At 71.6% G+C, this 26483-nt stretch carries 24 protein-coding genes; 8 read left to right on the top strand and 16 right to left on the bottom strand.

Annotated features, from left to right (window positions below):
* Positions 1 to 20 precede the first annotated feature (20 nt).
* The 6 genes from ACIHEJ_RS33365 to ACIHEJ_RS33390 all read right to left on the bottom strand — a co-directional run bounded on the left by ACIHEJ_RS33365 (position 21) and on the right by ACIHEJ_RS33390 (position 8172).
* A complete protein-coding gene (locus ACIHEJ_RS33365) occupies positions 21 to 2525 on the bottom strand; it encodes an acyl-CoA reductase (protein WP_400141150.1) in 2505 nt (834 codons plus the stop codon).
* A complete protein-coding gene (locus ACIHEJ_RS33370; RefSeq protein WP_400141152.1) occupies positions 2522 to 3688 on the bottom strand; it encodes an acyl-protein synthase in 1167 nt (388 codons plus the stop codon). The genes ACIHEJ_RS33365 and ACIHEJ_RS33370 overlap by 4 nt, the downstream gene beginning before the upstream one ends.
* Positions 3685 to 4821 carry a GNAT family N-acetyltransferase gene (locus ACIHEJ_RS33375; RefSeq protein WP_400141154.1) on the bottom strand — a complete coding sequence of 379 codons (1137 nt, stop codon included), beginning with the start codon at positions 4819 to 4821 and terminating at the stop codon, positions 3685 to 3687. Before ACIHEJ_RS33375 ends, ACIHEJ_RS33370 begins: the two co-directional genes overlap by 4 nt.
* Positions 4818 to 6110 carry an MFS transporter gene (locus ACIHEJ_RS33380; RefSeq protein WP_400141156.1) on the bottom strand — a complete coding sequence of 431 codons (1293 nt, stop codon included), beginning with the start codon at positions 6108 to 6110 and terminating at the stop codon, positions 4818 to 4820. The genes ACIHEJ_RS33375 and ACIHEJ_RS33380 overlap by 4 nt, the downstream gene beginning before the upstream one ends.
* Positions 6107 to 7366, bottom strand: a complete 1260-nt coding sequence (locus ACIHEJ_RS33385; protein ID WP_400141158.1) for a phenylacetate--CoA ligase family protein — start codon at positions 7364 to 7366, stop codon at positions 6107 to 6109. The genes ACIHEJ_RS33380 and ACIHEJ_RS33385 overlap by 4 nt, the downstream gene beginning before the upstream one ends.
* A 512-nt stretch (positions 7367 to 7878) precedes the next feature.
* Positions 7879 to 8172, bottom strand: a complete 294-nt coding sequence (locus tag ACIHEJ_RS33390; protein ID WP_400141160.1) for a hypothetical protein — start codon at positions 8170 to 8172, stop codon at positions 7879 to 7881.
* 773 nt (positions 8173 to 8945) lie between these two features.
* On the opposite strand from ACIHEJ_RS33390, the gene ACIHEJ_RS33395 reads away from it, so the two are divergent.
* Together ACIHEJ_RS33395 and ACIHEJ_RS33400 are read left to right on the top strand one after the other, a co-directional pair.
* Positions 8946 to 10157: a M4 family metallopeptidase gene (locus ACIHEJ_RS33395; protein WP_400141162.1), complete on the top strand. Its 1212-nt coding sequence runs from the start codon at positions 8946 to 8948 to the stop codon at positions 10155 to 10157.
* A 2-nt stretch (positions 10158 to 10159) separates the two neighbouring features.
* Complete coding sequence (locus tag ACIHEJ_RS33400; RefSeq protein ID WP_400141164.1) at positions 10160 to 10456, top strand: protealysin inhibitor emfourin; 297 nt, start codon at positions 10160 to 10162, stop codon at positions 10454 to 10456.
* A gap of 129 nt (positions 10457 to 10585) precedes the next feature.
* Here the strand turns inward: ACIHEJ_RS33400 and ACIHEJ_RS33405 are convergent, their stop codons facing one another.
* Positions 10586 to 11242 carry a PASTA domain-containing protein gene (locus ACIHEJ_RS33405; protein WP_400141166.1) on the bottom strand — a complete coding sequence of 219 codons (657 nt, stop codon included), beginning with the start codon at positions 11240 to 11242 and terminating at the stop codon, positions 10586 to 10588.
* 210 nt (positions 11243 to 11452) lie between these two features.
* Positions 11453 to 12142, bottom strand: a complete 690-nt coding sequence (locus ACIHEJ_RS33410) for a TetR/AcrR family transcriptional regulator (protein WP_400141168.1) — start codon at positions 12140 to 12142, stop codon at positions 11453 to 11455.
* A gap of 210 nt (positions 12143 to 12352) precedes the next feature.
* Between ACIHEJ_RS33410 and ACIHEJ_RS33415 the strand changes: the two genes are divergently transcribed.
* From ACIHEJ_RS33415 to ACIHEJ_RS33435, 5 genes are all read left to right on the top strand, one after another.
* Positions 12353 to 13138 (top strand): SDR family NAD(P)-dependent oxidoreductase, encoded by a 786-nt coding sequence (locus ACIHEJ_RS33415; protein ID WP_400141169.1) that lies wholly within the window; start codon positions 12353 to 12355, stop codon positions 13136 to 13138.
* An 86-nt stretch (positions 13139 to 13224) separates the two neighbouring features.
* Positions 13225 to 14307 (top strand): ABC transporter permease, encoded by a 1083-nt coding sequence (locus ACIHEJ_RS33420; protein ID WP_400141171.1) that lies wholly within the window; start codon positions 13225 to 13227, stop codon positions 14305 to 14307.
* Between the two features lie 184 nt (positions 14308 to 14491).
* Positions 14492 to 15151 carry an NADPH-dependent FMN reductase gene (locus tag ACIHEJ_RS33425; protein WP_400141173.1) on the top strand — a complete coding sequence of 220 codons (660 nt, stop codon included), beginning with the start codon at positions 14492 to 14494 and terminating at the stop codon, positions 15149 to 15151.
* A 51-nt stretch (positions 15152 to 15202) separates the two neighbouring features.
* Positions 15203 to 16447 carry a DUF2993 domain-containing protein gene (locus ACIHEJ_RS33430; protein ID WP_400141175.1) on the top strand — a complete coding sequence of 415 codons (1245 nt, stop codon included), beginning with the start codon at positions 15203 to 15205 and terminating at the stop codon, positions 16445 to 16447.
* Positions 16448 to 16616: 169 nt separating this feature from the next.
* Positions 16617 to 17045, top strand: a complete 429-nt coding sequence (locus tag ACIHEJ_RS33435; RefSeq protein ID WP_400141177.1) for a hypothetical protein — start codon at positions 16617 to 16619, stop codon at positions 17043 to 17045.
* A 345-nt stretch (positions 17046 to 17390) separates the two neighbouring features.
* Here ACIHEJ_RS33435 and ACIHEJ_RS33440 read toward each other — a convergent pair whose 3' ends face one another.
* From ACIHEJ_RS33440 to ACIHEJ_RS33455, 4 genes are all read right to left on the bottom strand, one after another.
* Positions 17391 to 18311, bottom strand: a complete 921-nt coding sequence (locus ACIHEJ_RS33440) for a pyridoxamine 5'-phosphate oxidase family protein (RefSeq protein ID WP_400141179.1) — start codon at positions 18309 to 18311, stop codon at positions 17391 to 17393.
* A gap of 220 nt (positions 18312 to 18531) precedes the next feature.
* Positions 18532 to 19350, bottom strand: coding sequence for a universal stress protein (locus ACIHEJ_RS33445; RefSeq protein WP_400141181.1), 819 nt, complete (start codon positions 19348 to 19350; stop codon positions 18532 to 18534).
* A gap of 313 nt (positions 19351 to 19663) precedes the next feature.
* Positions 19664 to 21496, bottom strand: coding sequence for an acetate--CoA ligase (acsA, locus tag ACIHEJ_RS33450; protein WP_400141182.1), 1833 nt, complete (start codon positions 21494 to 21496; stop codon positions 19664 to 19666).
* An 87-nt stretch (positions 21497 to 21583) separates the two neighbouring features.
* Entirely contained in the window at positions 21584 to 21853 is a 270-nt protein-coding gene (locus ACIHEJ_RS33455; protein ID WP_400141184.1) for an SHOCT domain-containing protein, read from the bottom strand.
* A gap of 372 nt (positions 21854 to 22225) precedes the next feature.
* On the opposite strand from ACIHEJ_RS33455, the gene ACIHEJ_RS33460 reads away from it, so the two are divergent.
* Positions 22226 to 23101: a universal stress protein gene (locus ACIHEJ_RS33460; RefSeq protein ID WP_400141186.1), complete on the top strand. Its 876-nt coding sequence runs from the start codon at positions 22226 to 22228 to the stop codon at positions 23099 to 23101.
* Between the two features lie 279 nt (positions 23102 to 23380).
* Here the strand turns inward: ACIHEJ_RS33460 and ACIHEJ_RS33465 are convergent, their stop codons facing one another.
* From ACIHEJ_RS33465 to ACIHEJ_RS33480, 4 genes are all read right to left on the bottom strand, one after another.
* A complete protein-coding gene (locus ACIHEJ_RS33465) occupies positions 23381 to 23839 on the bottom strand; it encodes a CBS domain-containing protein (protein ID WP_400141188.1) in 459 nt (152 codons plus the stop codon).
* Positions 23840 to 23877: 38 nt separating this feature from the next.
* Positions 23878 to 24867: an Acg family FMN-binding oxidoreductase gene (locus tag ACIHEJ_RS33470; RefSeq protein WP_400141190.1), complete on the bottom strand. Its 990-nt coding sequence runs from the start codon at positions 24865 to 24867 to the stop codon at positions 23878 to 23880.
* A gap of 29 nt (positions 24868 to 24896) precedes the next feature.
* A complete protein-coding gene (locus ACIHEJ_RS33475) occupies positions 24897 to 25775 on the bottom strand; it encodes a universal stress protein (protein ID WP_400141251.1) in 879 nt (292 codons plus the stop codon).
* A gap of 173 nt (positions 25776 to 25948) precedes the next feature.
* A complete protein-coding gene (locus ACIHEJ_RS33480; protein ID WP_400141259.1) occupies positions 25949 to 26467 on the bottom strand; it encodes a hypothetical protein in 519 nt (172 codons plus the stop codon).
* Between the last annotated feature and the right edge of the window lie 16 nt (positions 26468 to 26483).

A 26483-nucleotide genomic window follows, 5' to 3' on the forward strand; every position in this document is an offset into this window, starting at 1 on the left:
GCCCCCGCACGGGCCCCCGGCTACCGCAGGTCGATGACCGTGCGCAGCTTCCCGCTGGTGGCCGTGCGTTCGAACGACTCCCGCGGCGTGGTCTCCACCGACAGGTCCAGGAGGCCCTCTGCCTCGGCCGAGGCCAGCTCCGGGATCTCGGCGATGAGCACCTCCCGCGCGGCAGCGGCGTCGCCGGCGTACTGCTCGTCGAGCCGGACCGTCAGCCGTTCCCGGCCGGCGCCGGGGGCGATCAGCAGCTGCACCTCGCCGTGGTAGGCGAGCCGCTCCTGCGCGGCCCGCAGGACGCGCCGGTAGTTGACGAAGTACGTGCCGACGCGCACCACATCACCGTAGCGCCCCAGCAGTTCCAGACGCGGTACGTGGCTGCCGCACGCGCACGGGCCCGGCACGGCGCGTCCCAGGTCACCGATCTCGTAGCGTTCCAGGCGCTGTCCGGACCGGGTCCGGGTGGTGAAGACCAGCCGTCCCGGCTCGCCCGGCGTCACCGGCCGGTCCTCCAGCGGATCGAGGATCTCCAGGGTGTGCAGCTCGGTCAGCACATGGTGGACCGAGCCCTCGCAGGCCGTGCACTGGTAGCCCAGCGGCCCCAGATCGGTGCTGCCGTACGCGGCGGACCGGATCGTCTCGACCCCGAACTCCTCGTGCAGCACGCGCCGTTGCTCGGCTGTGAAGTGCTCGCCGCCGTAGAACACCGTGCGGACGCCGCCGTAGGCACGCAGCCGGTCCGCTTCAGCGTGGAAGAGCTGCCACAGGTAGGACGGCATGCCGAAGACGGTGTCCACCCCATGGGCGACCAGGGCCTCGGCCACCACCGTGTGGTCGGGACCCGCGGCCATCGGGATCTGGGTGGCGCCGAGCCGCTCCAGGATGGAGAAGAAGCTGATGAAGCTGCCGTACATCCCACCGCAGTAGAACAGGTTGGCCGCCCGGTCGCGGGCCGGGTCGAATCCGGCGGCGAGCAGCCCGTGCGCCGCCGCGCGCATCTGGTTGTCGTAGTCGTCGCAGGTGAACACCGACAGGGCGGGCGCGCCGGTGGAACCTCCGCTGCGGAAGTACAGGTGCGCGTGGCGCGCGTCCAGCGTCGCCAGCGCGCGCTGCACACCCTCCTTGCCGAGCAGGGGTGCGTCCGGGGCCGGGGGCAGCACCGGGGGCGCCACCAGGTCGTCCAGACAGGCGACGGCACCGAAGTCGGAGCCGGGCGCGCGGACGCCGACCCGACGGCTGTAGCGCTGCAACGCGTAGACGCCGTCGTGCGGTTCGCCGTCGTAGCCGTCCAGCATGGAGCCGACCGGGGTGACGCGGGTGACGCCCGCGGCGAACAGGGCGCGGGAGAGCTCCGCCACATCGGCGCGCCCACCTGCGACGGCGGCGGTCTGGAGGTAGCGGCGCATCGGCCGCAGTGTCGCGGTGACGGCGTTCCGCGGCAGCGGCTTCACCCAGACGCTGCGGTGCAGTGGCGAGGCGTCGAGCGCGGGACGGGTGTCCGCGAGCACTCGCCAGGAGCCGTCCCGGGCGGCGAACACGCGGGTGAGACCGAGGTGTTGTTCGAGCCGCGCGAGCTGCTGCACGGTGGTGATCTCCGCCTGCTCGGCGGCGCCGGGCAGCGGCGCGGGCCGGGCGTCGGACACCTTCGACAGCCGCTCGGCGAACCGTCCGGCGACGGCGAAGAGTTCTTCGGCGTCGTCGGTGTCCAGGTAGACGACCTGCGGGCTGGAGCACGCCTGTTGCTCGAAGCGGCAGACGTCCTCGGCGAGGGCGTCGAGCAGCGTGTCGTCGGCAGCAGCCCCACGGGTCAGGTAGGCGAACGAGATCCGGTGCCCCCACTCGACCACGCGGCAGCCGGACGGCGCCAGTTCGCCCACCGCGCGTACGGCGTCCTCGCCACCCCACACGGCGATCGCATCGGCCTGCCCGCACAGTGCCTCGAGCCAGTCCCGGCGCGACGACGAGAAGCGCAGCACGACGACGCGTTCGGCGATCAGACCGGTCGCGTCTGCCGCCCCCAGCGCGGCGAGCAGCTCAGGGGCGAGATCGGTGTCGGCGCTGCTGGTCTTGAGGACGTTGAGGTTTCCGGCCAGCAGGCCCTCGACGACGCTGAGCGGTGCCACGGCGGCGGCGTTCGACGGGGCGATGTGCACCAGCAGGCCCACCGGCGCCCACGCTTCGTAGACGGTCTCGCGGGCGTCCGGCCGGGTCAGGCGCTCCGGGCGCAGCCCACCCAGCTCCCGCCGCAGCTTGCGCTCCAGCGCCTGCCGGGTCAGGGCGGCCGCCAGCTCCGCCAGGACGGGCGCGGCCTCGCCGTCGGGCAGGTGTCCGGCCAGGCGGCCGTACAGGTTTGAGGCGGGATCGGCCAGGTCACCGGCAACGGCCGCACAGGCGTCGAGGACCACCTCGGTGGGCAACGGGCGTGCCAGGACGCGCCCGGCCGAATCGGACAGCCCGGTGAGCCGCCGGCCGGCCTCGGTGCCGTCGACCCATTCGCCCTGCCAGAGGTGGAGTACGGAGGAAGTCACGACATTCCCTTCAGCAGTTCGGCGGCGGCGACCGCGCAACTGCGGTTGCGGCTCACTCCGGCACGGCCGTGCACGGTGAACCAGTCGGTGGACGACGGGCAGGGGCACTCCTCGCCCGGGTGCAGCGAGGCCAGGTCGCCCATCACGACGCTGTGCGCGGGCACGGAGGTGATGTAGGGACTGACCAGGTGCAGGAAGCCTGGCTCCCCGTACGCCAGCGGACGCAGCGTCCCGGTGTCGCGGATCGCCGCCCGGGACCAGACCGGCACGTGCAGCCGGTGGTACGCGCACTCGACGTACGGCACGCAGTGCTCGACGGAGCCGAACGTGTCGCGGATGCGGTCGCCGGGGATGCCGAGGCGTTCGGTGACCTCGGCGTAGAACGCCTCTTTGCCGATCTGCCGGTCGGTGTGGCCCTTCCAGCCGCCGCCGAGGATCACCAGCGACCCCGCCGGCAGCCGCAGCGGCTCCAGCCCCATCGCCCGCATCCGCTCCAGGGTGAAGTACAGGAAGGCGGGGAAACCCAGGATGCGGACCGGCACGTCGTCCTGCGCGTACCGCTGCAGCGCCGCGATACAGCCGTGCACGTCGAACTCGTGGCCGCTGCCGGTGTGCCGCAGCGCGTGCGTGGTGTGCCGCGCCGGGGCGAAGTCGCACAGGTAGTTGTCGGTGAAGGACGTCCCCAGCTTCAGCGACGGCGCCGGCTCGTAGCTGTACAGCAGGTAGTTGACGGGCTGGTCGGGGGTGATCCATCCGTAGTGGTCGAAGATCCGGGCCACCATGCGCTGCGCCGAGCGGATGGTCCACTCGTCGAAGAACATCTGCGACTTCTGACCGGTGGTGCCCGAGGAGGTCAGGTGCAGGAACACCTCGTCACGGGGGACGGACAGCACTTCGTGGCGCTTGAAGAAGGCGGCCGGCAGCAGCGGGGCGCGCACTCCGGCACCAAGGGTGGGTGCGGGGTCCTCGGGGGGATCCTCCAGCAGGGTGGCGAAGAAGGAGGAACGGCCGGCGTGCCAGGCGTTGGTCTCGGCCATGGCGGCGGCGAACAGTTCGTCGGTGCTCGGGCCCGACGCGTACGGCTCGGCCAGGTCGCACAGCCGCTGCACGTGGCCGAGCGCCGCCGGGTCGGGGACCTCGACGTCGGCGAGATGGGGGTTCATCGGGACACCTCGTGAAGGGGCAGGTAGGTGGAGGTCCAGGCGCTCAGATAGGCGCCGAGGTAGGGCTGGAGCAGGGGGCTGACCGCCGTCGTACGGAAGTCGATCTGGCGGCTGGTACGGGAGAGCACCACGTAGTCGTGGAGGCGGTCGCCGATGCGGCGCATCGCCGGATAGACCGCACTCGGTACGAACCCCGAGGCGAGGAAGACGTCCAGGGCCTCGGTGTCGGCCAGCGGCAGCAGTGTCTCGGCGTAGTCCGCCCCGGCCCGGGTGACCGTGGTCATCAGCGTCTCCAGCGCGCCGCTGACCGCGGCGGGACGCGGATGGACGGCGACGAGGGCGCAGCTGCCGGCGACCCGATCGAGCTCGGCGTAGGCCTCGAAGCCGCCGTCGGCGGCCACCAGAAGCGCGTTGGGCGTGTGCAGCGGGAAGAAGCGGTCGCCGGCGTCGGGAAAGTGCTCCAGGAAGCGGCGGCGCACGAAAGCCGGGGCGGAGATCAGCTCGATCGGCTCGGCACCGGGTGTCGCGCGCGGCGCGGGACGGGCGGGCACGCGAGTACTGTCCGCGTAGTCGATGCCGACGCCCACGCGGGCGGCGGACAGCAGTGCCGCCAGGCGTTCGGGTACGTGCGGGACGGCGGCCCGGCGGGCCAGCACGCCGTCGGCGTAGCGGGCGAACAGCGCGAGGGTCTCGCACCCTTCGACCTCGACGGCGTTGGGCAGCAGGCCGAGCGGCCTGAAGCCGTTGCGCACGACGACGTGCTGAGGGCCCTCGGTGACGACCCGGACCGTGGCGTACACCGAGTCGAGCCGGCCGGTGGCGAAGGCCTCGTCACAGACCGCGCCGGTCAGCCGGGAGGCCAGCCCGCCGCCGCGGTGGCCGGGATGCACGGCCAGGCCCAGCAGCTTGCCGATACGGCTGCCCGGATCGGTCTGCACCACCGCGGAACCGACCAGGGCACCGGCGGGCGTGCGGGCGGTCAGCCAGTGGGCGGTGCCGTCGGTGATCAGCCGCCGCATGACGGCCGGGTCGCTGCCCAGCGGCACGGGGTAGCCGTGCCCGTACACGTCGAAGTACAACTGCCGTAGGAGGGCGATGTCCTGGACCACGGCGGGGGAGAGGACGATGTTCATGACGGCTCCCCCTCCGCCGCGAGAGCCGGTACGGCGCCGTCGGGCGCCTGCGCCGCGTCGGTGCCCGCCCGTCCGCAGAGCCACCACAGCGCCAGAGCCACCGGCACCAGACCGGCGCCCTGCACCAGGCAGAGGGTGCGGGCCGTCAGGTGGTCGCCCAGTGTCCCGAAGACGAGGGAGGACAGGGGGAAGGTGGCACCGAGCAGCGCCTGCATCACCGCGAAGAACCCCGGCTTGTCGTCGGCGGGGACCAGACGCTGGAACAGCGCCACGAACCGGACCCCGATCACACCGACGCACCAGCCGACGACGGTGAGCGCACCGAGCGCGACCATGCGGTCGGCGACCAGGCCCGGCAGCGCGAGGGCCGCCGCCGTCACGGCCAGGCACACGCTGCCGACGGCGACCGGGCGCCCCGGCAGGCGGGCGCCGGTGAAGGACCCGATGAGGGTGCCCGCGCCGAGCGCCGCCTCCAGCAGGGCGACGGTGGAACCGGTGGAGCCGAGGACACCCCGCGTGTACAACGGCATCACGACGTAGACGGCCGTGGTGAACACGTTGGCGGCGGCGAAGCAGAGCAGGGTGCGGCGGATGAACGGCAGGGAGGCCAGGATCCGGCGCAGTGTCCGCCGCTCCCCTGCCGGGCCGTTTCCAGGGCCCTGTTCCGGCGCGGCGGCACGTGGGAAGCGGACCGAGAGGACCAGCAGGGCGGCGAGCAGATAGGCGGCCGCGCAGCAGGCGACGACACCGGTCAGGCCGCCCGAGTCGACCACGAGCGGCCCGAGCAGCCCTCCGCCGAGCCCGGCGACCGACTGGGTGGACAGCTCGAAGCCGGTGGCCGCCTCGATGTCGGCGTCCTCGACCAGCTCGGGCACCGATGTCGTCAGGCACGGGTCGAAGACCGCCTGACAGGCCGCGAGTGCCAGCCCCGCCGCGTACACCGCGGCCATGGGCAGCGCGCCGGCCTGGGCCGGTACGGCGGCGGCAGCAGCGACCACGCCCGCCGCACCGGCCGCGCCGGCCAGCACCGTCCGGTGTGGCCGGCCCGCGACGATCCGGGCGACCACGGGGGCGAGTGCGACCGCGGGCACTGTGCTGACCATGAGGAACAGTCCGGAGTCGAAGCCGCGATGCCCGCCGCCCGCGAAACCGACGAGCCACCAGACCGCGCCGACCTGGAACATCCGGCTCGCCGCCTGGGTCAGCAGCTGGCCGGCCCAGACGCGGCCGAAGGCGGGATTGCGCAGCACGAGGGGCCGGCGGCCGGTACGCGGCGTGGGCCCGCTCACGTCAGGGGCCGTTCGTCGACGACCCGGACCAGCTTGCCGGAACGGGAGTTGACGACCAGATCGCGGTGGTGCGCCCACTCGACGACGAGCGGGTTCACGTGCCCCGCGGTCACCGCGCTGCCGTACAGCGGTCGCTGGGTGAGGATCGCGGTGGTCACCGCGTCCGCCAACTCCGGACTTGCGCTGCTCGGTTCGCCGGTGGCCAGGCGCAGCACCAGTCCGTCCCGGCCGTCCTCGCGACGCACCACGAGCTGCAGCCCGGTCACCTCACCGGCCGTGTCGGCGGTCGTGACGATGTCGTGGACGTCCTGCGTGTGAAGGGTGACCGGGCCGACCCGGACCCCCTCCTCGGCGCGGCCGAGGATGCGGAAGACACCGCCGTCCCGGTCCACCCACTCGGCCTGGTCGCCGACCGGGTAGCGCAGGACGGGCATCAGCCGTCTGCGCAGGTCGGTGACGACGAGCCGACCCGGCACCCCGTTCTTCCCGACGGGGCCGTTCTCCTCGTCGACGATCTCGACCACGGTGTGGGGCGTGAAGGCCCGGTGGATTCGCGGGTCGTCGCCGGGCACGGCCTCGCCCAGCAGTCCCGCGTCGACGCTCGCATAGCCCAGCGAACGGGCTTCTGCGTTCGGGAACGCGGCCTCGAGAAGCGGCAGTTGGTCGCCGAAGAGACACTCGCCGCCGAAGAACAGCAGCTCCACGTCCGCAAGGGTCCGGCCGGCGCGGACGAGGCGCTCGGCGAGGGCGCACAGGGTGGTCGGCGTACCGGCGACGACCTGGACCCGGAACTCCTCCAGGGTGGCCGTCGTGGACTCCCACGGAGTGGCACCGCCGATGGGCAGACGTACGTTGGCCACGGGCGACCGGTGCAGCGAGTCGAGGACGAAGCTGAAGCTGGCGTACAGGTCACCGGCGTAGAACAGGTCAGCCACCCGGTGTCCGGGGCGCAGACCGGCCTTGACGATCCCGGCGCCGAACGCGGTCGTGAACTCCCGCCATTCGTCACGGGTGTAGTAGGAGAACTTGGGCGACCCCGTGGTGCCACCGCTGCGGAAGACGACGGCCTCTTCCAGGGGGGCGGTCAAGAGCGTGTTGGCACGCGGGGAGTTGGCCCGCCAGAACTCCGCCTGGGGTACCACCGGAAGATCGGTGAGGTGCGCCACCCGGCCGGGAAGATGAGAGTAGAGGTCCCGGTAGAAAGGCGAGTTGTGGCGCGCGAAGCGTATGAGCTCCGCCAATGATTGAACGGGCATCAATTCCTGCTCGAAGGCGTGAACCGTCGGCGGGAAAGGCCGACGGTGGTACGACGGGTCGGGCCACTCCGGAAAGGAGGCGAGCCGCGTCGTTGTTGACGTATGAATCAACGGTGCACCCGTACGAACGGGGCGCCCGGACCAGAAGGATATCTCAGGATCCGGGACGGACTTGCGCCCCAACCTGGTTTCTGGCCACGGGTACTTCGCGGCGCACGGGGACGGAATCCGATTGCTTTCGGTTCCCGTGGAGGAGGAGATCGCTGTCACATGGACAGAGATTCCATAAGCAATGGTTGAACACCCCTCAAGAGACTTTTATGGCAATGGTCGGCCCAGGGGCGTGGCCGACTGCCGGGCGACATCCGGTCAGGCCCCGCGGCGTCGGGTGCGTGTCGGGCGGGGCGTCGTGTCCGGCGCCGCTTCCTTCGGTGGCGTGCGGGTTCGCTCGGCCGTCGCTCCCCAGAAGCGGGCGAGTTCCCGATTGGGCATGCCCGGCCGGCCGGCCCCGTCTACGCCGGAAGGTGTACCGTTCCGTGGCAGTTCGGTCCGGTTGGTCCGCTCCAGTCGGGCATCGATATCCACAGGTTGTGCTTGCGATGGACCGTGGGATCGGCGGGACTCGAGCCGATCTTGAGTGTGGCTGCCGTCTCGTCGATCCAGATGAACCGTTCCGGGTGCCGGGTCCGCAGTGCGAGGGCCGCGAGGTCCCCGGCCACCGCGACGAAGGGGTGCAGGCGCTTCCCGCCGTCGGTCGTCAGCTCGTCCGCCGGTCGATTCCCGGGGGCCTGTGAGCTGCCGGCCATGCTCAGCCACCGTTCCACCGGCTGCAGTGACTCGTTGCCGTCCCGGCCGGCGTCGTGCGCGGCGGCCGAACCGTCGCCGCTGTCAGGAGGTTCCCAGAGGCACAGGGCGTGGCGCCGCCCACGATGACGGAGTGGGTCGGCCCTGTCCAGGCCAAGAAGGCCGCCGCACCGGCGCACGCGCCGATCCGCAGATATGTCGCGGATGTCCTGCGCAACCGCCACCGGCGGGCGAGCGGGACCCGGCGTCCCACCCTTCGTTGAATGCGAACCATCCGTCTGCGGCGCGCGTACATGTCCACCCGGGACAGAAGTCTTCCGCCACGCAAGCGGAGTGACTCGTTCGGCGCTTCGGTATCTTCCCTCAGGATGGCGGATGACCTGACTCATCGCGGTCTTCCTCCGCTGGCCCGGTACGCATGATGCCGGCAACCACGCCACCCCGTGAACGGCATGCAGGCCGTGAATTGATCGCACCCGGCGCCGACAAACGCTCTGCGCGGTGGTCCCTGCGTTTGCCAGCCACTACGGGCGGCAGGAGACTGGTGACATCAGCGTGACAGTGCCGCTGAGACGGGGACGGTGCCAACGCTTCTCCCGTTGCAGCCATACCGGCAGGCACCCGCGGTGTGTCTGCGACTGGCCATGTTGAACGTCGAAAGAATCTCCTCGCGTTGATGGTTGAACGCGATGAGCGCTGATCTGAGAACAGCCGAGCACGCAGTTCGCGACGATGAATGATCAGCCTTCGGTCCTCTCGCTCAGGAGGATGCCCCATGAGTAGGACTCGCCCGATCAACTGCATCATCCCCCCGTACATTCTCGACAAGCTCCTGGACAGCGAAGACCGCGAGGTGCGCCAGGCCGCCTTGGACACCCTGCTGGTGACTGCTCGCCTGCGGGGAGAGCGGGCGGTCCGTGCGTCCCTCGCCGGCGCGGCCGCGCCTGGTCACGGTCGGCGCACCGTCTTCGACTGTGAGCAGGAGGAATCTCTCCCCGGCGCCGTCCTGGCCAGGCCGGAGGACGGCCCGGAGTCCGCGGACCCGTCCGTCAACAAGGCGTTCGACGCACTCGGCGTGACCCGCGATTTCTACAAAGAGGTGTTCCAACGCGATTCGATCGACGGCCGCGGGATGCGCCTGGACGGATACGTCCACTTCGGCTTCCAGGTCAACAACGCCTTCTGGGACGGGCGCCAGATGCTCTTCGGCGACGGGGACGGAAAGGAGTTCGGCAACCTCACCGGATCCCTCGACGTGGTCGGCCACGAGTTGACGCACGGTGTCACGGATCATCTGTCGGCATTCGAGTACCACAATCAGTCAGGGGCCCTGAACGAGTCGATGTCGGACGTCTTCGGGTCGCTGGTCAAGCAGTGGTCGCTGAAGCAGACGGCCGAGGAGGCGGACTGGCTGATCGGGGTGGACGTGTGGACTCCGGGAATCGATGGCGACGCCCTGCGATCCATGAAGGACCCGGGGCACGCCTTCAACAATCCGAAGTTCGGAAAGGACCCCCAGCCCGACCGTATGAGCAAGTTCATCCACCTGCCCGACACCAAACGAGGGGATTTCGGCGGAGTGCACTTCAACTCCGGCATTCCCAACAAGGCGTTCTTCCTGACGGCCGCGCGCATCGGCGGCTTCGCATGGAAGGCTGCTGGAACCATCTGGTACGAATCCCTGAAAGCGTCGAGCGCCGACGACCAGTTCCAGGACTTCGCGGGCACCACGTTCCAGAAGGCCGGGGAACTGTTCGGTGCCGGCAGCCCCGAACAGTCGGCCGTGCTGTCGGCGTGGCAGGAGGTGGAAGTCCCGGTCAGGGGCGTCCCGACCGGAGTCGCCCGGGTGCAGAGCTTTGCGGTCAACGGCAACGGCGGCGCGGGCCGGGAGGACGGCCTGGCAGCCGTCACCAGGCAGATCGGGGCGCTGAACGACAAGGTCACGGGGCTGGCCAAGGAAGTGGCCGCGCTGAAGGTCACCAGGTGAAGGTGGCTTTGGAGACATACGGCGGGCTGGCGGCGGTGACCAACCTCCGCCGCCCGCCCAGGAGGCTGGACACAGATGCCCTGCCCGAGGCGGCCGCGGGTGAACTGGGCGAGCTGCTCGCCGCGGCCGGCTCGATGCCCCAGGAGGACCAGGCCGGCCGCACCAGGGACGCGATGAGCTACACGATCACCGTGGAGGACGGCGACCGCGTGACGGTCCTCGAGCAGTCGGACGCCGCCATGACCCCCGCGTTCGCGGCTTTGCTCACTTGGCTCAAGAGGCACTTCGCACAGGAGTGACGCGCGACGGGTGTCAGGTTGCCGGCACTCGTCCGGGGCAGCGCTCGGGCGTCGTTGATCGGGGTGGGAGCGACGTGAGGCGGTGGGTGGCAGAGGCCCGGGTGCCGGCGGCCCGGGCCGCCCGCCTGTCTACGGGCAGTGCTCGCCGTACTTGACCGCGTTCAGTGTGACCGGCTGCCCGGCCGGCTTCGTCCCGGCGGCCGGTTTCTGTGTACACACCTGCCAGTTCGACTCGAGCAGCACCATCCGGCCGGCCCCGGTCGCGTCGTTCACCGTGATCGAGGTGCTGGAGTCGAGCGCGTCCCGGGCGGCCTTCACGCTCTTGCCGTGGAGGTCGGGCATCTTCCCGCCGGCCGCCGAAGGTGCGGCCTGGTCGTGGGCCGGACAGGTCTCAGCCAGCTTCACCGCGCCGAAGTCCAGCTCGGAGTTGGTCGCCACGACGGTGCCCGCCTTGACGTTCTGGGAGCAGACCTTCCAGTCGCGGTCGAGGATCTGCATGCGGTCGCGGCCGAGGGAGTCGTGCGACTTGAGGCTGTAGAACCCGGCGCTCTGGGCGGCGTCCTGGGCGGACTGGAGCCCCATGCCCAGGAAGTTCGGGACGGTCTTCTTGGTGACGGTTCCGTTCTTGCCGCCGCCGGTGCCGACGGCAGCGGTCGCGGTGCTGGTGCCGGCCGTCGCGGTGGCGGTGCTGCCGCTGTCGCCGGTCGTGGTGGTGGATCTGCAGGCGGTGGCCGTGCTGAGGACGGCGATTGCGGCGGCGGTGCAGGCGAGTGCTCTGCGGTTCATGGTCCCCCCTTGAGCGGGTGTTGCGTCGAGGGGCGAGCGTACGGCGATCGGGCGGGGCGTGAGGGTCGTGGGCCGGGGCCGTAACCGGATCGGGTGACCTGCAAGGACCAGCCCCCGACACGTCTGGCGCCATGCCGGGGGCTGCGGTCGTGCTCGGACCGGCCGGAGATCGGCCGGGGGGCGACACGCGCACGCCCCCGCCGACGTGTGTCAGGGCTCGCGGGCCTGACCCTGGGCGGTGCCGGCCGCGCCGCCGTGCAGATGGGCGGCGAGTTCTTCAGAGCTGGGGGGCCGGGGCAGCGTACGGGAATGGTCGGGGCGCAGCCCCTCGAGGAAGACGCCGAGGTGGCGCGCGGTCAGGACGGCGGCCTGCTCGTGCGGGAGGTAGGGCAGCGGGCGGCACAGCAGCGCGGCGGTGATGATGAGATCCGCTGCCGTGACGTCCGCGCGCACGGTCTGGCGGCGGCGCCCCTCGGCCAGAATCTCCTCCAGGACGGCGGCGATGTCGCGTTGCCGTTCGCGTGCCTCGGGGTCGTCGGTCTGTGGGCCGCCGATCAGGGGCAGCACCAGCAGGTCGCGGCTGTCGATCATGCTCCGCAGGAACGTCTCGACGGCCGCGGCCGGATCCGCCTGCGCAGCCGTCGCCGCCGAGCGGGCCGCGTCCAGGACGATGCCGAACCCCTCGACGACGACCGCCGCGATCAGCGCGTCACGGCTGGGGAAGCGCCGGTAGAGGGTGGCGATGTTCACGCCCGCACGTCGGGCGATCTCCTCCAGTGGCACGGCGGTGCCCGATTCCAGGAAGGCGCCGCGGGCAGCGCTGAGAATCTGGGCACGATTGCGCGCCGCGTCCATGCGCAGTCGCGGTGCTGCGCGCCCTCCGGCCGGTTTGGCGGACACCGGTTCACCTCTGCTCTCGTCCTGGCCTGCCGGATCGAGATTACGTCACACCCGCTTAAGTGAAGGATTTCCTTCGCTTAGTGCTAGCCTCGTGTCGGCGCCCGGGACAGCGGTGCCCCGGCTGTCCGCTCAGGCACTCCCCGGAGTCGCCCAGCGGATGCCGGCGGCGCGTCCGGTGAGCGCTCCAATCATCAGTGGAAGGACTCACCCATGACCGCAGTGAGCTGTGCGCGACTTCGAGGAAAGGTCGCCGTCGTCACCGGTGGCAGCCGGGGCATCGGCGCGGCGGTCGCGTCGCGCCTGGCAGCGGAAGGCGCCGCCGTCGTCATCGGCTACCGCGGCAATGAGCAGGCGGCACACGACCTCGCCGCGACACTGAACGCAGACGGCACCCGTGCGCTCGCGCTGCGCGCCGACGTCGCCGACCCGGACCAGACCGAGGCTCTGTTCGAGCAGGCGATGGCCCGGTTCGGCCGGATCGACGTCCTGGCCTCGTGCGCGGGTGTCGAGCACTTCGGCGCGCTGGAGAACATCACCCCGGCCGACTTCGACCACGTCTTCGCGGTCAACACGCGCGGTCAGCTGTTCGCCGCACAGCGAGCCGCCGCCCGCATGAGTGCCGGCGGCAAGATCGTGCTCACCTCCTCGATCAGCGCCACACGCGCGGTCTTCGAGCACACCCTGTACGCGGCCTCCAAAGCGGCCGTGGAGGCGATGGTCCTGAACCTGTCCGCCGAACTCGGCAGGCGCGGCATCACCATCAACGCCGTCGCCCCCGGCGGCACCGCCACCGACATGGCCGCCGAACACGGCGCCGGCTACCAGCACCCCCAACTCCGCGGCACCCTGCCCCTGCCTCAGTGGCTCGAGGTCCACGGCGCCCTCGGCCGCCTCGCCCAGCCACAGGAGATCGCCGCCGGATACGCCTTCCTCGCCTCCGGCGACGCCGCCTACCTCACCGGCCGCACCCTCCCACTCGACGGCGGCTACTTCTGACTCCCCGACGCCGGGCTCTTCACGGAGAACGGCACCACCCTCACGCATCCCGGTCCGCACGCCCCGACCTCCGGCAAGAAAGTGCCATGCCCTCCTCGAACCCCCAGGCCCTCGAAGAGCCGACCCGGCCCCGCCACCGCGCGAACCACCCACCCCACCCCCTGGACGACACCCAGCACGGCATCCCGGCCCCGGTCCTGGATGCCGGCGCGCCGAACCGCAAAGCCATCACCGTTCCGGTGATCACAGCGCTGCTCGTCGGCGCCGCGTTCATCGCCGTGTTCCTCGCGGCCTTCCACGCCCCCACCTCCCACCGACTGCCCCTGGGGATAGCCGCCCCGGACGCGACCGCGGCCCGTGTGGAACTCGCGGTCAACGACCTCGACAGCCAGGCGATGAGCTTCCAGCGCTATCCGGATCCGGCTGCCGCACGCGCCGCCGTCGCACACGATGAAGTCCCCGCCGCCCTGGTCACCGACGCGCACCGGCAGCTGAAACTGCTGGTGGCCGGCGCACAGGGCCCCTCCGCCATCGGATCGATCCAGTCCAGCCTGGTCACCGCGGTCGGACATCCGATCCCCGTCAGCGACGTGGTGCCACTGACGGAGGACGACTCCCGCGGACTGTCGATCTTCTACGCGTGCTTCGGGGTCGTCCTGGCCGGCTACCTCTTCGCCGTGTCCTCTTACCAGATCGCCCCGCGCCTCGCTCTGACCGCGCGTATCGCGAGCACGGCCGCCTTCTCCGCCGCGTCCGGCCTCGTCGTCGCCTCCATAGCCTGTCTCGCCCTCGGCGCGATCCCGGCCGCCTTCGCCACCACCGCGGTCGTCACCGCCTTGCTCGCCTTCTCGCTGGCGGCCTCCGCCGGCCTGATCATGCGTGCCTGCGGACCCGCGGGAGTCCCCCTGGCCTCCATCGCGCTGCTGATCCTCGGCAACGCATCCAGCGGAGGCATCCTGCCGCCGCAGTACCTGCCCCCCTGGCTGGCCCCGCTCGCCTACGCCATGCCGCCCGGCATCGCCGTCCGCGCCCTGCGCGGCGCGTCCTACTTCCACTCCGCGCACCTTGCGACCGGACTCACCCTGCTCGCCTGCTGGACCGTCGCCTGTCTCACCGCCCAGTACGCACTGGACCGTGCGGCCCGCAGCCGCACCCGATCCGCCGCCTAGTCCAGCGCCCTGCCCCTCGCGAACACGCGACGAGCTGCGCTCGCCTCCCCGCACGGCATCGGCTCACCGGGCGCGAGGGACCGGGCGATGCCAGGATGAGCCGGTGACCTCAGAGCGGCGACGCCGGAGCGACGGTCGAGGCGTCTCGCCGTGAATCAGCGGGCTGCAGGGAAGGAGCGCGTCCATGTCCACAGAGGATCACCCTGAACCCCTCCGGGTGTTCATCCTCAACGCCTCACTGCGAAGAGACTCTCTCAACACTCGCCTCGCCGACTTGGCCGAACGCCTCGTCACCGACAGCGGGGCCGTGGTGGACCGCGCCCCCTTGCGCGACTTCCCCCTTCCCCCGTACGACGGGGACGTCGAGACCGCCGAGGGGATCCCGGCGGCCGCGCGAGACCTCGGACGGCACATCACCGACGCGCACGCCTTCGTCATCGCCGCCCCCGAGTACAACGCCTCCGTCCCCGGTGTTCTGAAGAACGCACTCGACTGGGTCTCCCGGATGCGCCCCCAGCCGTTCAAGGACACCCACGCACTGCTGCTGTCGGCCTCCCCGTCCCTCGTCGGGGGCAACCGTGGCCTGTGGGCCCTGCGCGTCCCTCTCGAACACCTCGGCACTCGCGTCTACCCCGACATGTTCAGCCTCGCCGCCGCGCACCAAGCCTTCGCCCCGGACGGCGGCCTCGCCGACAACGGCCTGCAAGAACGCCTCGCCGAGACCCTGCGGGCCTTCCTGGCGCTCGTCGAGGCCGACACGCGCTACGTCTGCCTGGAACGCCGCTGGTACGAATTCCTCGGCGACCGCACGGGCGCCCATGTCACCCAACGAGCGGAGGACTGATCCGCACCCTCAACCCTGGCTCGAGATCAGAACATATGATCAAATAAACCGATGCGTACCCCCCACATCGCGACGCATCAACTCACCCAGTCCGACGGGCGTTTCACCGAACCCGTTCCATCCGCCCGTGATCCGTACGAAGAACTGGCCTCGCTGGGCGACCCGTCGCTGGACGATGCCCTCACTCCAGACAGCACACCGCCCCTGCGGACCGACGACGCCGACGAGCCATGGGCCCCGCCCAACCACAGGCGCGGCAGTCGCCGCCGCAACCGGGCCACGGGCCTGCCCACCCTCGCCAAAGCCGTGGCCTGGCTCCTCACCCTCAGCTGTCTCCTCGTCCTCGCCGACCGCTGGGCACTGCTCTACGCCGAGCGCAAAGCCTCCGAGCGACTCAAGGACCAGCTGCACCTGACCGCGGCTCCCGAGGTGAGGATCGGCGGCTTTCCGTTTCTGACCCAGCTGGCGGCACGGCGCCTGGAATCGGTCAGCATCACCGTCCCGTCGGTCCCCGCCCACCGGGTCACCCTCACCCAGATCACCGCCACCGGCCACCGCATACGCATCGACGGCGACGGCCCCACTGCGGTGCGCGGCGCGCTCGTTCCGCAGCTGCACGGACGCGTCCTGCTGTCCTTCGCCGACATGGACCGCGAACTCGGCGCCTCGCAGGTGGACTTCACCGCCATGGGGCCGGACCGCATCCGGGCCAGCGGCTCCCTGCGCATCGCGGGAGACGATCTGCGTGTACGCGCCGACGCCCGCGTCCGGCGTGACGGGGACCGCGGCATCGCCACCGCCGTGGACGGCATACGGCTCGACATCGGCGACCTCGCGACGTACCGGCCCGGTACCGGACCCACCGAGGGGCTTCACCTGTCGCCGGGCTCAGTGCGCCGGCTCACCCAGGAGCGGGACAGGGTCAGGGCGCTCCTGGGCGTTCCGGAGATCGTGCGCCGCCTCGGTGTACCGGACAGCGCGGTGCGCCTCGCACTGCGCGACGAGAGCGAACTCCACCGGCTCACCGGCGCACCGCGTTTCCTCCACGGCCTGACCCGCGTGAACCTGCTCGACACGGCGCTCGCCCACCCGGAGGTGCTCACGTCGCTGGGCCTCGACCCGTCCCTCCTCGCCGCGCTGACCAAGCTCACCCGCCCGCAGCTCGCGGACCGCTTCACCTTCTCCTTCCAGCTCCCGAAACCGCCGGCGGGCGTCCTGCGCCTGCAGCGCGTGGCGGTGGGCAAGGACGGTGTCCACGCCGACATCGGCGGGAGTGGACTGCTGTTGGGGCATTGAGGCGGCAGGCAGGCCCTCCCGTGACGGAGCCGACACGGTGGGGGCCCGGTGCAAGATCGCGTAGGATGCAGGTGCAAAATCGATCAACTGTTGCAGTCATCCGCCAAGTTGGAGATTTCTCCACGGATCAGACCAAGGATGACCGCGCAGGGGGGAAGGAAGATAATCGATGAAGTCGACCAGGACTCGGCGACGCCTCGCCGGCGCCGCGGCCACGGCCCTGATGGTCGGTGCGGGTGTCCTCGCAGCCGCCCCCATGGCGGCGGCCAAGGCCAACCAACTCACCATCGACAAGGTGGTGTTGCACCAGCCGGACGTACAGGTGAAGGTCACCTACTCGTGCGACCCGGGACTCGACCACGAACTCGTGGCCAATGCCAGCGTGCCGGGCAAGGGCGCCGATCCCGAGGTGATCGCCGCCGGCACGATCAAGAAGGACAAGCTCGTCTGTGACGCCGACACCCACGTCGCCCAGGTGACCATGCGTCCGGCTTCGGGCTCGTCCCTCGTCAAGGGAGAAAAGATCAAGGTCACCGTCTTCTACTTCGACAACGACGGGTTCAGCTACGCCCGCGAGACGGCCGCCGCCGTTCTGTGAGCGGGCCGGCGCACCGGCGACGCAGTGTCCGGGTACACGCGCCGGGAGGTGTGAGTCTGCCTCCCGGCGGCCCGTGACACCGCCGCCGGAAAGGTGGGCCACCTCGCGTGGGTGGCCCACCTCGTGCGGCGAGGGGCAGGTGGGCGGTCGTGGTCCGGAGGCCGATCTGCCGCGGAGGGCATGACCGCTGAGGAAGTGATGAGCACGCCGACCGTCCCGGGCGTCGAGTCCCGGCTCGATGGCGAGGAACCATGCCCGGGCGGACCCGGTACCGAGTGGTGACCCGCTCAGCTGCCTGCGCTCCCTCGGACGGAGGACGCTCCCTACCGGGCGATCCGCGGCCGGCTACTGATCGGACGGAGTGATCCGCCGGCCCGTCAGGATCGTGGGCCGGATCGCCACCCACATCTCGCGTTCCCCGCCCGCCCAAGGCGTCGAGTGTGCGTGCCGGGCGAGCCTGCGCACGGCCTCCGGGTCCGTCACCACACTTGCCGGGCCGACGGCGAGCACGCTCCAGCCCTGGCTCAGGGCCTCGTCGACGTGGTCGACCTCGAAGGCGATCTCCCGCTCCGCTGCCCCCGCCGCCACGGAGTCGGGCGCGGTACGGAAGACGATGGCGTCGTCGACGACCTCGTAGTTGACCGGGACGACCACCGGGCTGCCCTCGGACGCCGACACAGCGATGCGTCCCACGCCGTGCGTGGAGAGCAGGCTGCGGCACTCCTCCGGGTCGAGATCCCGGAACCGGGGGTGCAGCAAGGCATGGCCCTGACCGGGCGGGAGATCCATGCCTCCGCCGCGCAGTGCGGCGACCGTGGTGCCCAGGGCATCCGCCAGCCTGACGAGAGTCGCCGAGTTCGGGTCGGCAGGGCTCTCCTCCAGATGGGCCAGGTAGCCCGGCGACATCCGGGCCCGGCCCGCTGTTTCCTCCCGGCTGAGCCCACGCCTTCGGCGTTCGGCGGCCACGCGCCGGCCGACGTCGCCGGGATTGCCCGCCCCGGCCGGCCGGGGCGCCGTGGAGCCGGAGGCCGTTTCCTGCGTGTCCGGCGGCGTCTGGGGCGCGGCCACGGGCGCGCCGTGCTCAAGGTGGTGGACATGGGCGTCCGGGCCGGGGAACACGAGCGTCACCTCGTCCGTGTCCGACCAGCGCACGTCGTAGGGGGGTGTTCCGTCCTCGTGACGGAGTCCGACGATCTCGCCGTCGCGCCTGGCGCCGCCGGTCGCCGGACTCTCGATGACGAGTTGGTCGCCAAGGTGAGCTCGCATGATCGCCGCCCTCTCCTCAGAGTGGTGCTGTATCCAACCTGCCACGCGGGTCGCCCCGCCGCACGGGGCGGCGGCCTCGTGTCCGCGGGGCGCATGTCCAGCACCGGGAGGCGACATGCAGCGGGCGTCCTCGGGCGAGGTGGTCTGCTGCGGGTTCACTGCGTCGTGACGTGGCCGTCCGCGAGGAGCCGACGACCGTCCGTCGCTCGTCCCGCGGTGGTCACATCTGGGGGACCACGGCGACGGGACACGGTGCGTGATGCAGCAGTGCGTGATTGATCAGGCCGAGTTGCAGGCCCGGGTGTCCGAGTCTCCGCCGGGCACCCACGACCAGCAGATCCGCCGTCGACGCTGCCTCCAACAGTGCCGCTCGTGCCGGCTTCTCGATCAATCGCCGGCTCACCGAGGCGTCGCGGTACCTTTCCGCAGGTCGGCGCAGAGCGTCGTCGAGCACCTGAGCCGGGGGACGCCGGTGGGCTTCCAGCGGCCATGACGATGCCTGAGGTGTCGTACAGGCACCGGACGGTGTGCTCCAGGCGTGCACGGCCACGAGCCGGCAGCGCCGTACATCGACCTCGCGCAACGCGAAGTCCACGGCGGTGCCGCTGTCGTCCCCGTCCTCGACCCCCACGACGACACATCCGAAACGGTCGGCCCGGTGCTCCGGGGTGCCGCGGACCACCACGACCGGGCAGTCGGCGCGTGCCGCCACGGCGAGGCTGACCGAGCCGAGCAGCATGCCGGGAAGTTCTCCGAGCCCCCTGTCCGCGAGCACCAGCGCAAAGGCGTTTCGCCCGTGGCCGACCAGGGCGGAGGCCGCGTCCTCGGGTGACACCTCGCTGGTCAGCCGCACCGCCGGAGCGTCCTTCATGGCACGCTGCGAGGCGGCGCTGATCACGTCGGACGCTTCCTGCTCACCGCCCGCCGCGTGCAGGAGGTGGAGCGGGACCCTGTGCCGGGCCGCCTCGGCGGCGGCCCATTCGACCGCCTCCAGACTCGCCTCGGACCCGTCGACGCCTACCACGAGGGGAATCGTCACCGCGCCCGTCTCCTCTCCTGCCGCATGGCACGGCTCCGGTCCCCGTCACGGCTGCACGTGCGCCGTGGCAGGGACCGGGACCGGGGCATCACCCGAGAAGTCTCGCCGCCGCACGTGGGGCCGCCGAGGAGGCCGAGAGATACCGACTCGCCCCGCGGCTGCTGCACGTGTGGCCGACGCTCGCCCCGGGACCGGGCCGGGCGGCGGCCGGCGCGGACGCGCACGACGGCCTCCAGCATGGGCAGGCGGTGCGCGGCAGGTCGTCGGTTCGGCCGGGAGGCGAGCCGTGGTGCGTGGGAGGTGCGGGTGGTGGTCATGCGGGCTGCTCCGTCCGCCGCGCCAAGGACGCCTCGACGACGGAGTCCTCCAGGGTGGAGATGTCGGCCTCGGGCAGATCGAGTTCACGGGCCCGCAGCAGACGGCGCATGACCTCGCCGCTGCGGGTGTGCGGAAGGTGTTGGTCGAAGGCGATCTCGCGGGGTGCCACGGCCGGGCCCAGCCGACGCCTGGCGAAGGCCAGCAGGTCCCGCCGGGTCGCGCCGTTCGCGTCGAAGCCCGGCCGCAGCGTGACGAACGCCTTGACGATGTTCCCGGCCAGGGGATCGGGGCGGCCGATGACTGCGGACTCGGCGACCGCCGGGTGTTCCATCAGGGCGCTCTCGACCTCGAACGGCCCGATGAGGTGTCCTGCCGACTTGATGACGTCGTCGGCCCGCGCGACGAACCAGTACCAGCCGTCGGCGTCACGTCGCACCAGGTCGCCCGTGAGGTACCAGCCGTCCGCGAAGGCCGCGGCGCTGCGTGGCTCGTCGTGCAGATAGCCGCGGAACATGGACGGCCAGCCGGGCCGCAGTGCCAGCTCGCCCTCCACTCCTGGCTCCTCCAGTACGGTGACGTGCCCGTCGGCGACCTCGGCCCGGCCGTCCTCCCCGCGCCGCAGCACCGCCGCCTCCACACCGGGCAGCGGGCGCCCCATCGAGCCGGGACGGATGTCGCAGGCGGCGAAGTTGGCGATCATGATGGCGCCGGTCTCGGTCTGCCACCAGTTGTCGTGCACCGGCAGCCCGAGCACGTCCCGGCCCCACACCACCGCCTCCGGGTCGAGCGGCTCGCCGACCGACGCGATGAACCGCAGCGCACTCAGGTCGAACGAGCGCGGCAGGTCGTACGGCCCCGTCCTCGGCGTCGTCCGCATCAGCATGCGCAGGGCCGTCGGCGCCGTGTACCAGACGCTCACCCGCTGCTCGGCGAGGATCCGGTACCAGCGGCGGGCGTCGTAGTCGCCCTCGTCCACCACGACCGTCACGCCGTGCATGAGCGGGGCGACGATCCCGTAGGACATGCCCGTCACCCAGCCCGGATCGGCCGTGCACCAGAACACGTCGTCCGCATGGAGGTCGAGGGCGTACAGCGCGGTCATGCAGTGGGCGACGGCTGCCTCGTGCACGTGCACCGCGCCCTTGGGGATGCCCGTCGTGCCGCTCGTGAAGTGCAGCAGGGCCATGTCGTGGGGCGATGTCGGAGGGATGGTGAAGGTGTCGGCCGCGTCGGCCATGAGCGCGGCGAGGGAAGCGGTGCCGGGCAGTTCGTCCGCGCCGTCGCCGACGATCAGTACGTGCCGCAGGGCGGCGAGTGCACCGCGTTGCCCGGCGATCTTCCTGCGGTAGAACTCCGCCGTGGTGACCAGGACCTGCGCGTCGCCCAGCGTCATCCGCTGGAACACCGGGTCCGGTCCGTAGGCGGAGAACAGCGGGCACAGGACACTGGTGTTCTTCAGCGTGCCGAGGACCACGGTGTACAGCTCGGGGCAGCGTCCCAGCAGCGTCACCACCCGGTCGCCGTGCCCGATGCCGAGGCCGCGGAGCACGTTGGCGAACCGTGCCGTCGAGCGGGCCAGCTCCCCGTAGGTCAGCGAGGTGACGGACCCGCCCCGCCCGACACAGCGCAGCGCCACCGCCGTGGCCCGGTCCGATGCCGCGTGCCGGTCCACGGCCTCGTGCGCGATGTTCAGTCCGCGCCCACCGGGCAGCCCCTGCAGCCAGCCGCGTGCCGCCCGCCAGGAGAAGCCCGCGCACTCCTTGTCGTAGTCGCGGAGATGGGGGACTGCGCCCGCCGGGATGTCCTTCCGGAGGGTCTCCCACGGCATGGCGGCCCCTCCTTCCTTCGGCCCGCGCCGACCATCCGCCCGGATCAACCCGCCTGCACCGCAGGGCGACCGGGGCGCCCAGCACGATCAGTGCCCGGCCCTCGTGGAGTCCGGCTGGTGCGGCCTCGGGCGGTGGGCGGCGAGGTGCTCGCGGGCCTCGGTGTAGCTGTCCGTGTCCATCTCCCCCGAGGCATAGCGCCGGTCGAGGATCTCTTCCGGGGTCTCCCGGGACTCGCTGTCCGACCAGCCGCGGCTGCGGCCGGAGGCGTCGCCGCCGAGCGCACCGTGCGCCAGGCGGATCACGGCCCACACGGCGAGGGCGACCAGTGCGATCCACAGCAGTGGAACGAATGCCATCCAGGCCCAGCCACCGTTCCAGTACACCACCGGGCTCACCTCTATCTGCGAAGGTTTCGTACAGCGTCCCTCCTGTTCATGGTGGGCCTCGGCCGGGCGGAGGCACCAAAGGTCCTTCGGCCCCTCTCCTGGGCCACTCGGCTCAGTGGCCGCGCAATGCGGCGAGCGTGGCGTCGAGGTCGGCCGGGCGGGGACGGTTGTGCGGCAGCTTGCCGAGCACAGGTGTACGAGCGAGACGACGAGCGGTAGGGGGTCGAACGTCCCTCGGCACGGGCCGAAACGCCCTCGCGGCCTCGGCCCCGGTGATGCGACGGTGAAGCTCAGTGGCCCTGTGCTGCACGACAGGCGGCCCCGTGAAAGGCGGTGGGGACGATGACACCTCCTCTGGTGGTGGGCGTCGACGGATCGGATTCCTGTCTGCTGGCGGTCGACTGGGCCGTGGACGAAGCCGTCCGCCATGGTCTGCCGCTCAGGCTGGTGTACGCCTCCCTCTGGGAGCGGTACGAGGCCGGTCTCCCCTCGGTGGGCGGAGGGCGCGCTTCCGAACAGGTGCCGGCCGGGCACGTCGTGGCCTCGTCGGCCGATCGTGCCGAACGGCGCAACCCGGACGTGAAGGTCACCACCGACATCATCCCGGAGGACGCGGTGAACGCACTCGTCCGCGAGGGCGACGAAGCCTTCGCGCTGGTGACGGGCTCGCGTGGCCGGGGTGAGCTCAAGGGACTGCTCCTCGGGTCGGTCGGTCTGGCCGTGGCGGCCCGGGCACGCACCCCGGTGATCGTCGTCCGGGGAGACGCGGCCGGACTCACGGGAGCACATGGGCGGATACTGCTCGGACTCGGTGAGACCGACACGGGGGCGGAGACCGTGCGCTTCGCCTTCCGGGAGGCCGAGGTACGCGACTGCGTCCTGGATGTGGTGCACGCCTGGCGCAGGCCCGCCTACGACAGGCACGGTGACCGGGTACGGGCCGGAGGACCGGCGGACACGTACCAGGAGCAGGCCTCCGTTGTGGTGGACGCCCGGCTCGAGGCCGCGATCGCCGAGCATCCGCACGTGCGAACGCGTCCGGCCACACCGGAGGGACCGGCCGGCAAGATCCTGGTGGACCGGTCGGCGGCCGCGGACCTGGTGATCGTCGGAGCCCACCGCAGGACGGGCCACTTCGGATTCCAGCTCGGCCGCGTGAGCCACGCGCTGCTGCACCATGCCAGGTGTCCGGTCGTGGTGGTGCCCGAACGACGGTAGGTGCTTCGCGTCGTGCGAGACCCGAGGGCCGAGAGTGCGGCGAGCTGAAGGCCGCGACCGCGGCGCGCCGCGGTCTGCGCCGCGCTTCAGCCGAACAGACTGCGGATCCGGATGGTTCCGACCCGCCGCCAGGTGCCGCCGGGCAGCAGCATCCGCTCGCGGTCCGCATCCGCTCGCGGTCCGCGCTGCGAGCACGCGCGTCCTGGCGGTTCTCCGGCCCGCCGGGTGGGGCTGCGCACCGGCTGAGGATGAGCCAGGACCCGCCCCTGAAGAGCCGATTCAGAGCTCACGCCCGGCTCCGGCCCCCGTAGGCGGCCCTGGCGGCTCCTGCAGGACGCTCCAGGCGACCGGCCCCAGCAGATCGGCGAACCGTCGGAAGAGATCGAGGAACAGGTCGTCGATCGTCAGCATGCCCACCACGCGGCCTGCGTCCAGGACCGGAAGCCGGCGCACCCCGGTGCGGCGGAACGTCCGGTAGGCCACCTGAAGGTCGTCTACGGCCTCGACCGTGACGACACGTGCCGACATCACGGCATCCGCCCGGGTCCTGGGGTCCAGGCCGCCGCCGAGGCCGCGCACGGCGAGGTCGCGGTCGGTGACGATGCCCCGCAGTGCTCCGTCCTCGACCACGAGGACGGACCCGACGGCGTACTCGGTCATCCGCCGGGTCACCTCGACCAGGGGGACACGGGGTTCTACGCACACCGGAGGAACGGTCATCACCTCGGAGATCTTCATGGGACCACTCCTCGGTGTCCGACGTCGTCGGACGGGGCTCAGAGAACGTCGAGCAGATCGGCGACCGGCCGCCGCGGGCTCGCGGGGCCTTCAGGGCCGTAGCCGATCCGGATCACCATCTGGACGTGCGCCATCGCCGAGACGGGATCGCGGACGGCCCACCGGGTCTCCGGCCACTCCAGGGGCTGTGAGGTGATCGAGGCGACCAGCCCGTCCACGGTGGCCCGGAGCAGCACCCGTTCCAGTGCCTGACCGGCCACGAGCCAGTCCACAGGGTTGTCGCGGTCCGTACCCAGCAGGGCGATGTTCGGGTTCCGTTCGAACGGCGCCCAGCCACGTCCGGGCATAGGACGGCCGACGGCGAAGTCACGCACAGGAGTGGAGGTACCGCGCTGCCGGGGACCGAACGCCTCGCCGGGGATGCCGTCGGCCGCCCCAGCGGCATGGGGCTGCTCCGCGTGGGTCCAGCGCGCCGTTTCCTCACGCACGTCCGGCGTGAGCGCCTCCCTGTCCTCCGCGTCCCGCACCAGCTCCAGGATCGTCTGCACATGCCATGCCCCGGGGAACAGCAGCTGGGCCCCCTCTTCACGGGCTGCTCCGGACAGTCCCTCCCGCACCGGCCCGGGGATCTCCTCGTCGCGGAAGGGAAGCCGGCTGGAGTGACGGTGGCGGATCGCAGGGCCCAGCCGGGCGAGCGCCCCGTCGGGTGGGCCGGTGCCGCACAGGTGCACCTCGGCGAGGAGTTCCGGGTAGGCAGGGTCGGGCAGCAGCCGGACGATCGGCGCCAGCCCCGCCGTCGCGGCGGCCACGCGGAGGTTGAGCAGCGCGGCGCCACACCCTATGTGCAGGCCACGGTTCTCCGGGTCGATTCGCGGCAGGGCGCGCTCGGGATCGGCGTACAGGCGCAGGACATTGATGTCTCGCAGGTAACGGAACGTCCAGGGCTGGGCGTTGTGCAGCGAGGGCGCCGCCGCGGCGTCCGCCACGAGCCCGGCGACGGTGTCCACGTCGAGAGGTTGTCCAGTCACGGCCGCTTCCTTCCTGCCGGTCTGCCGGTTCACTCGCGGGTCGGTACGGCGATGACAGGGCAGCGGGCATGGTGCAGCACGCCTTGGCTCACCGAGCCCAGCAGCATGCCGGCGAAGCCTCCGCGGCCCCGGGTCCCCACCACCAGGCCCAGCGCATGCGCCGAGGCGTCGGTGAGCACCTGGACGGGATGCCCTACAAGCACCTCGTGGTGCAGCTCCACCTCGGGATAGCGGCCCTGGCGTCCTGCCACGATCTCGGAGAGGAGCCGACGGCACTCCTGCTGCGGCTGGTGCTCGTCGAAGACTCTCATCGGTCCGGGCTCCCAGACGAGCAGGGCCCGCAGCCGGGCGCCGCGCAGGGCTGCTTCCTCGAACGCCACGTCGACCGCGGCACCGGAGTGTTCGCTGCCGTCGACGCCGACGACGAGGTACGCGGGTTCCTGGGTGATGTGTTCCGGTTCGGGGACCACCACCAGGGGACAGTGCGTACGGGCCATGACCGGCAGGGCGACCGCCGCCGAGCCGAACGCCTCCTGTTTCCGGCTCAGGTGGCGCGAGCCCAGCACGACGGCGGTGGCGTCGCGGCTCTGCTCGCCCAGCACCCACACCGGGTCGCCCTCCGCGAGCAGGGAATCCACCTCGAGCTGCGGGTGCCGGGCCGAGACGAAGTCCATGGCCTCCTCCAGCACCTGCTGCCCCGCCTTGTGCAGCGCCTCGTTCCACTCCTCCCACGACGGCGGGACTTCCCGCCCCCGGTAGCCCCTGGTGGGCACACCCTCGACGTGAACGGCGCGCAACGGCAGCCGACGGCGGGCGGCCTCGTCGGCGGCCCAGGCCAGCGCCATCCGGTGGGCGGGGTCGGGATCGACGCCCACCACCACCGGTCGGCGCTCAGCCGGCCGGGACATGGCCGCCCCCTGATCGCTCCTGGGTGCGGGAGCGGACATCGCCCTCGCCTCCTTCCTGCGGTGGCGCGCAAGGACGTGCCGCCACCTATTCCATGGAAGCCTCTGACGGCCTCGGCCTGCCAGGGGCCATAGGTCCCCACGACGGGCCTGCCGACCCCTCCGCCACGGGCTGGTCAGCGGTCGGTGTCCGGAGGCTGAGAGCGGGGCGGAGCAGGGGCCGGCCGTGTCCGGCAGGGGGTGCGGTGCTCCGGACGCAGGCGGGCTTCGATGCCGGCCCGTACGGAGGCCGTCAGCCGTTCAAGGGTGTCGGACCGCACCGGCGGGACCGGCTCGGGGCTCTCGATCCGACGTGCCGATCCGGGCAGACCGGCGACGTCCTCGCGGAATCGCCTGCGAGCGTCCTGCCAGTGGTCCGGCGACCATGTCCGCCGCCCACCCCGCATGACCGTGCGCAGCAATGGCTGTGCGGAGTCCGGTGGTTCCTCGGCCACCAGGGCGATGACGTCCGGCCGTCCGGGCCGGCGGAAGACCTGCTTGCGGCCCGGGGCGGTGACTTTCGCCACCAGGAAGCCCCGGCCGGGCGGAAGGTGACGCGCGAACAGACTGAAGGTGGCCGGCGCCCACATGTCCTCCCGGAGGTAGGACATGGCCATGGTCACCTCGTAGAGGTCGGTGGTGGTGACGTCGGACATGGTGCTCGCCGCCGGC

Origin of the sequence: Streptomyces sp. NPDC052301, assembly GCF_044593395.1 — a bacterium.
Classification (GTDB): Bacteria; Actinomycetota; Actinomycetes; order Streptomycetales; family Streptomycetaceae; genus Streptomyces.

Excerpts from the sequence above, each read along its gene's own strand:
- ACIHEJ_RS33430 (WP_400141175.1), top strand. The coding sequence starts at position 15,203 with ATGCGTACCCCCCACATCGCGACGCATCAACTCACCCAGTCCGACGGG.
- ACIHEJ_RS33435 (WP_400141177.1), top strand. The coding sequence starts at position 16,617 with ATGAAGTCGACCAGGACTCGGCGACGCCTCGCCGGCGCCGCGGCCACG.
- acsA (WP_400141182.1), bottom strand. The coding sequence starts at position 21,496 with ATGCCGTGGGAGACCCTCCGGAAGGACATCCCGGCGGGCGCAGTCCCC.
- ACIHEJ_RS33390 (WP_400141160.1), bottom strand. The coding sequence starts at position 8,172 with ATGGCCGGCAGCTCACAGGCCCCCGGGAATCGACCGGCGGACGAGCTG.
- ACIHEJ_RS33370 (WP_400141152.1), bottom strand. The coding sequence starts at position 3,688 with ATGAACCCCCATCTCGCCGACGTCGAGGTCCCCGACCCGGCGGCGCTC.
- ACIHEJ_RS33375 (WP_400141154.1), bottom strand. The coding sequence starts at position 4,821 with ATGAACATCGTCCTCTCCCCCGCCGTGGTCCAGGACATCGCCCTCCTA.
- ACIHEJ_RS33415 (WP_400141169.1), top strand. The coding sequence starts at position 12,353 with ATGACCGCAGTGAGCTGTGCGCGACTTCGAGGAAAGGTCGCCGTCGTC.
- ACIHEJ_RS33480 (WP_400141259.1), bottom strand. The coding sequence starts at position 26,467 with ATGTCCGACGTCACCACCACCGACCTCTACGAGGTGACCATGGCCATG.
- ACIHEJ_RS33440 (WP_400141179.1), bottom strand. The coding sequence starts at position 18,311 with ATGCGAGCTCACCTTGGCGACCAACTCGTCATCGAGAGTCCGGCGACC.
- ACIHEJ_RS33455 (WP_400141184.1), bottom strand. The coding sequence starts at position 21,853 with ATGGCATTCGTTCCACTGCTGTGGATCGCACTGGTCGCCCTCGCCGTG.
- ACIHEJ_RS33405 (WP_400141166.1), bottom strand. The coding sequence starts at position 11,242 with ATGAACCGCAGAGCACTCGCCTGCACCGCCGCCGCAATCGCCGTCCTC.
- ACIHEJ_RS33465 (WP_400141188.1), bottom strand. The coding sequence starts at position 23,839 with ATGAAGATCTCCGAGGTGATGACCGTTCCTCCGGTGTGCGTAGAACCC.
- ACIHEJ_RS33425 (WP_400141173.1), top strand. The coding sequence starts at position 14,492 with ATGTCCACAGAGGATCACCCTGAACCCCTCCGGGTGTTCATCCTCAAC.
- ACIHEJ_RS33475 (WP_400141251.1), bottom strand. The coding sequence starts at position 25,775 with ATGTCCCGGCCGGCTGAGCGCCGACCGGTGGTGGTGGGCGTCGATCCC.
- ACIHEJ_RS33460 (WP_400141186.1), top strand. The coding sequence starts at position 22,226 with ATGACACCTCCTCTGGTGGTGGGCGTCGACGGATCGGATTCCTGTCTG.
- ACIHEJ_RS33420 (WP_400141171.1), top strand. The coding sequence starts at position 13,225 with ATGCCCTCCTCGAACCCCCAGGCCCTCGAAGAGCCGACCCGGCCCCGC.
- ACIHEJ_RS33385 (WP_400141158.1), bottom strand. The coding sequence starts at position 7,366 with ATGCCCGTTCAATCATTGGCGGAGCTCATACGCTTCGCGCGCCACAAC.
- ACIHEJ_RS33395 (WP_400141162.1), top strand. The coding sequence starts at position 8,946 with ATGAGTAGGACTCGCCCGATCAACTGCATCATCCCCCCGTACATTCTC.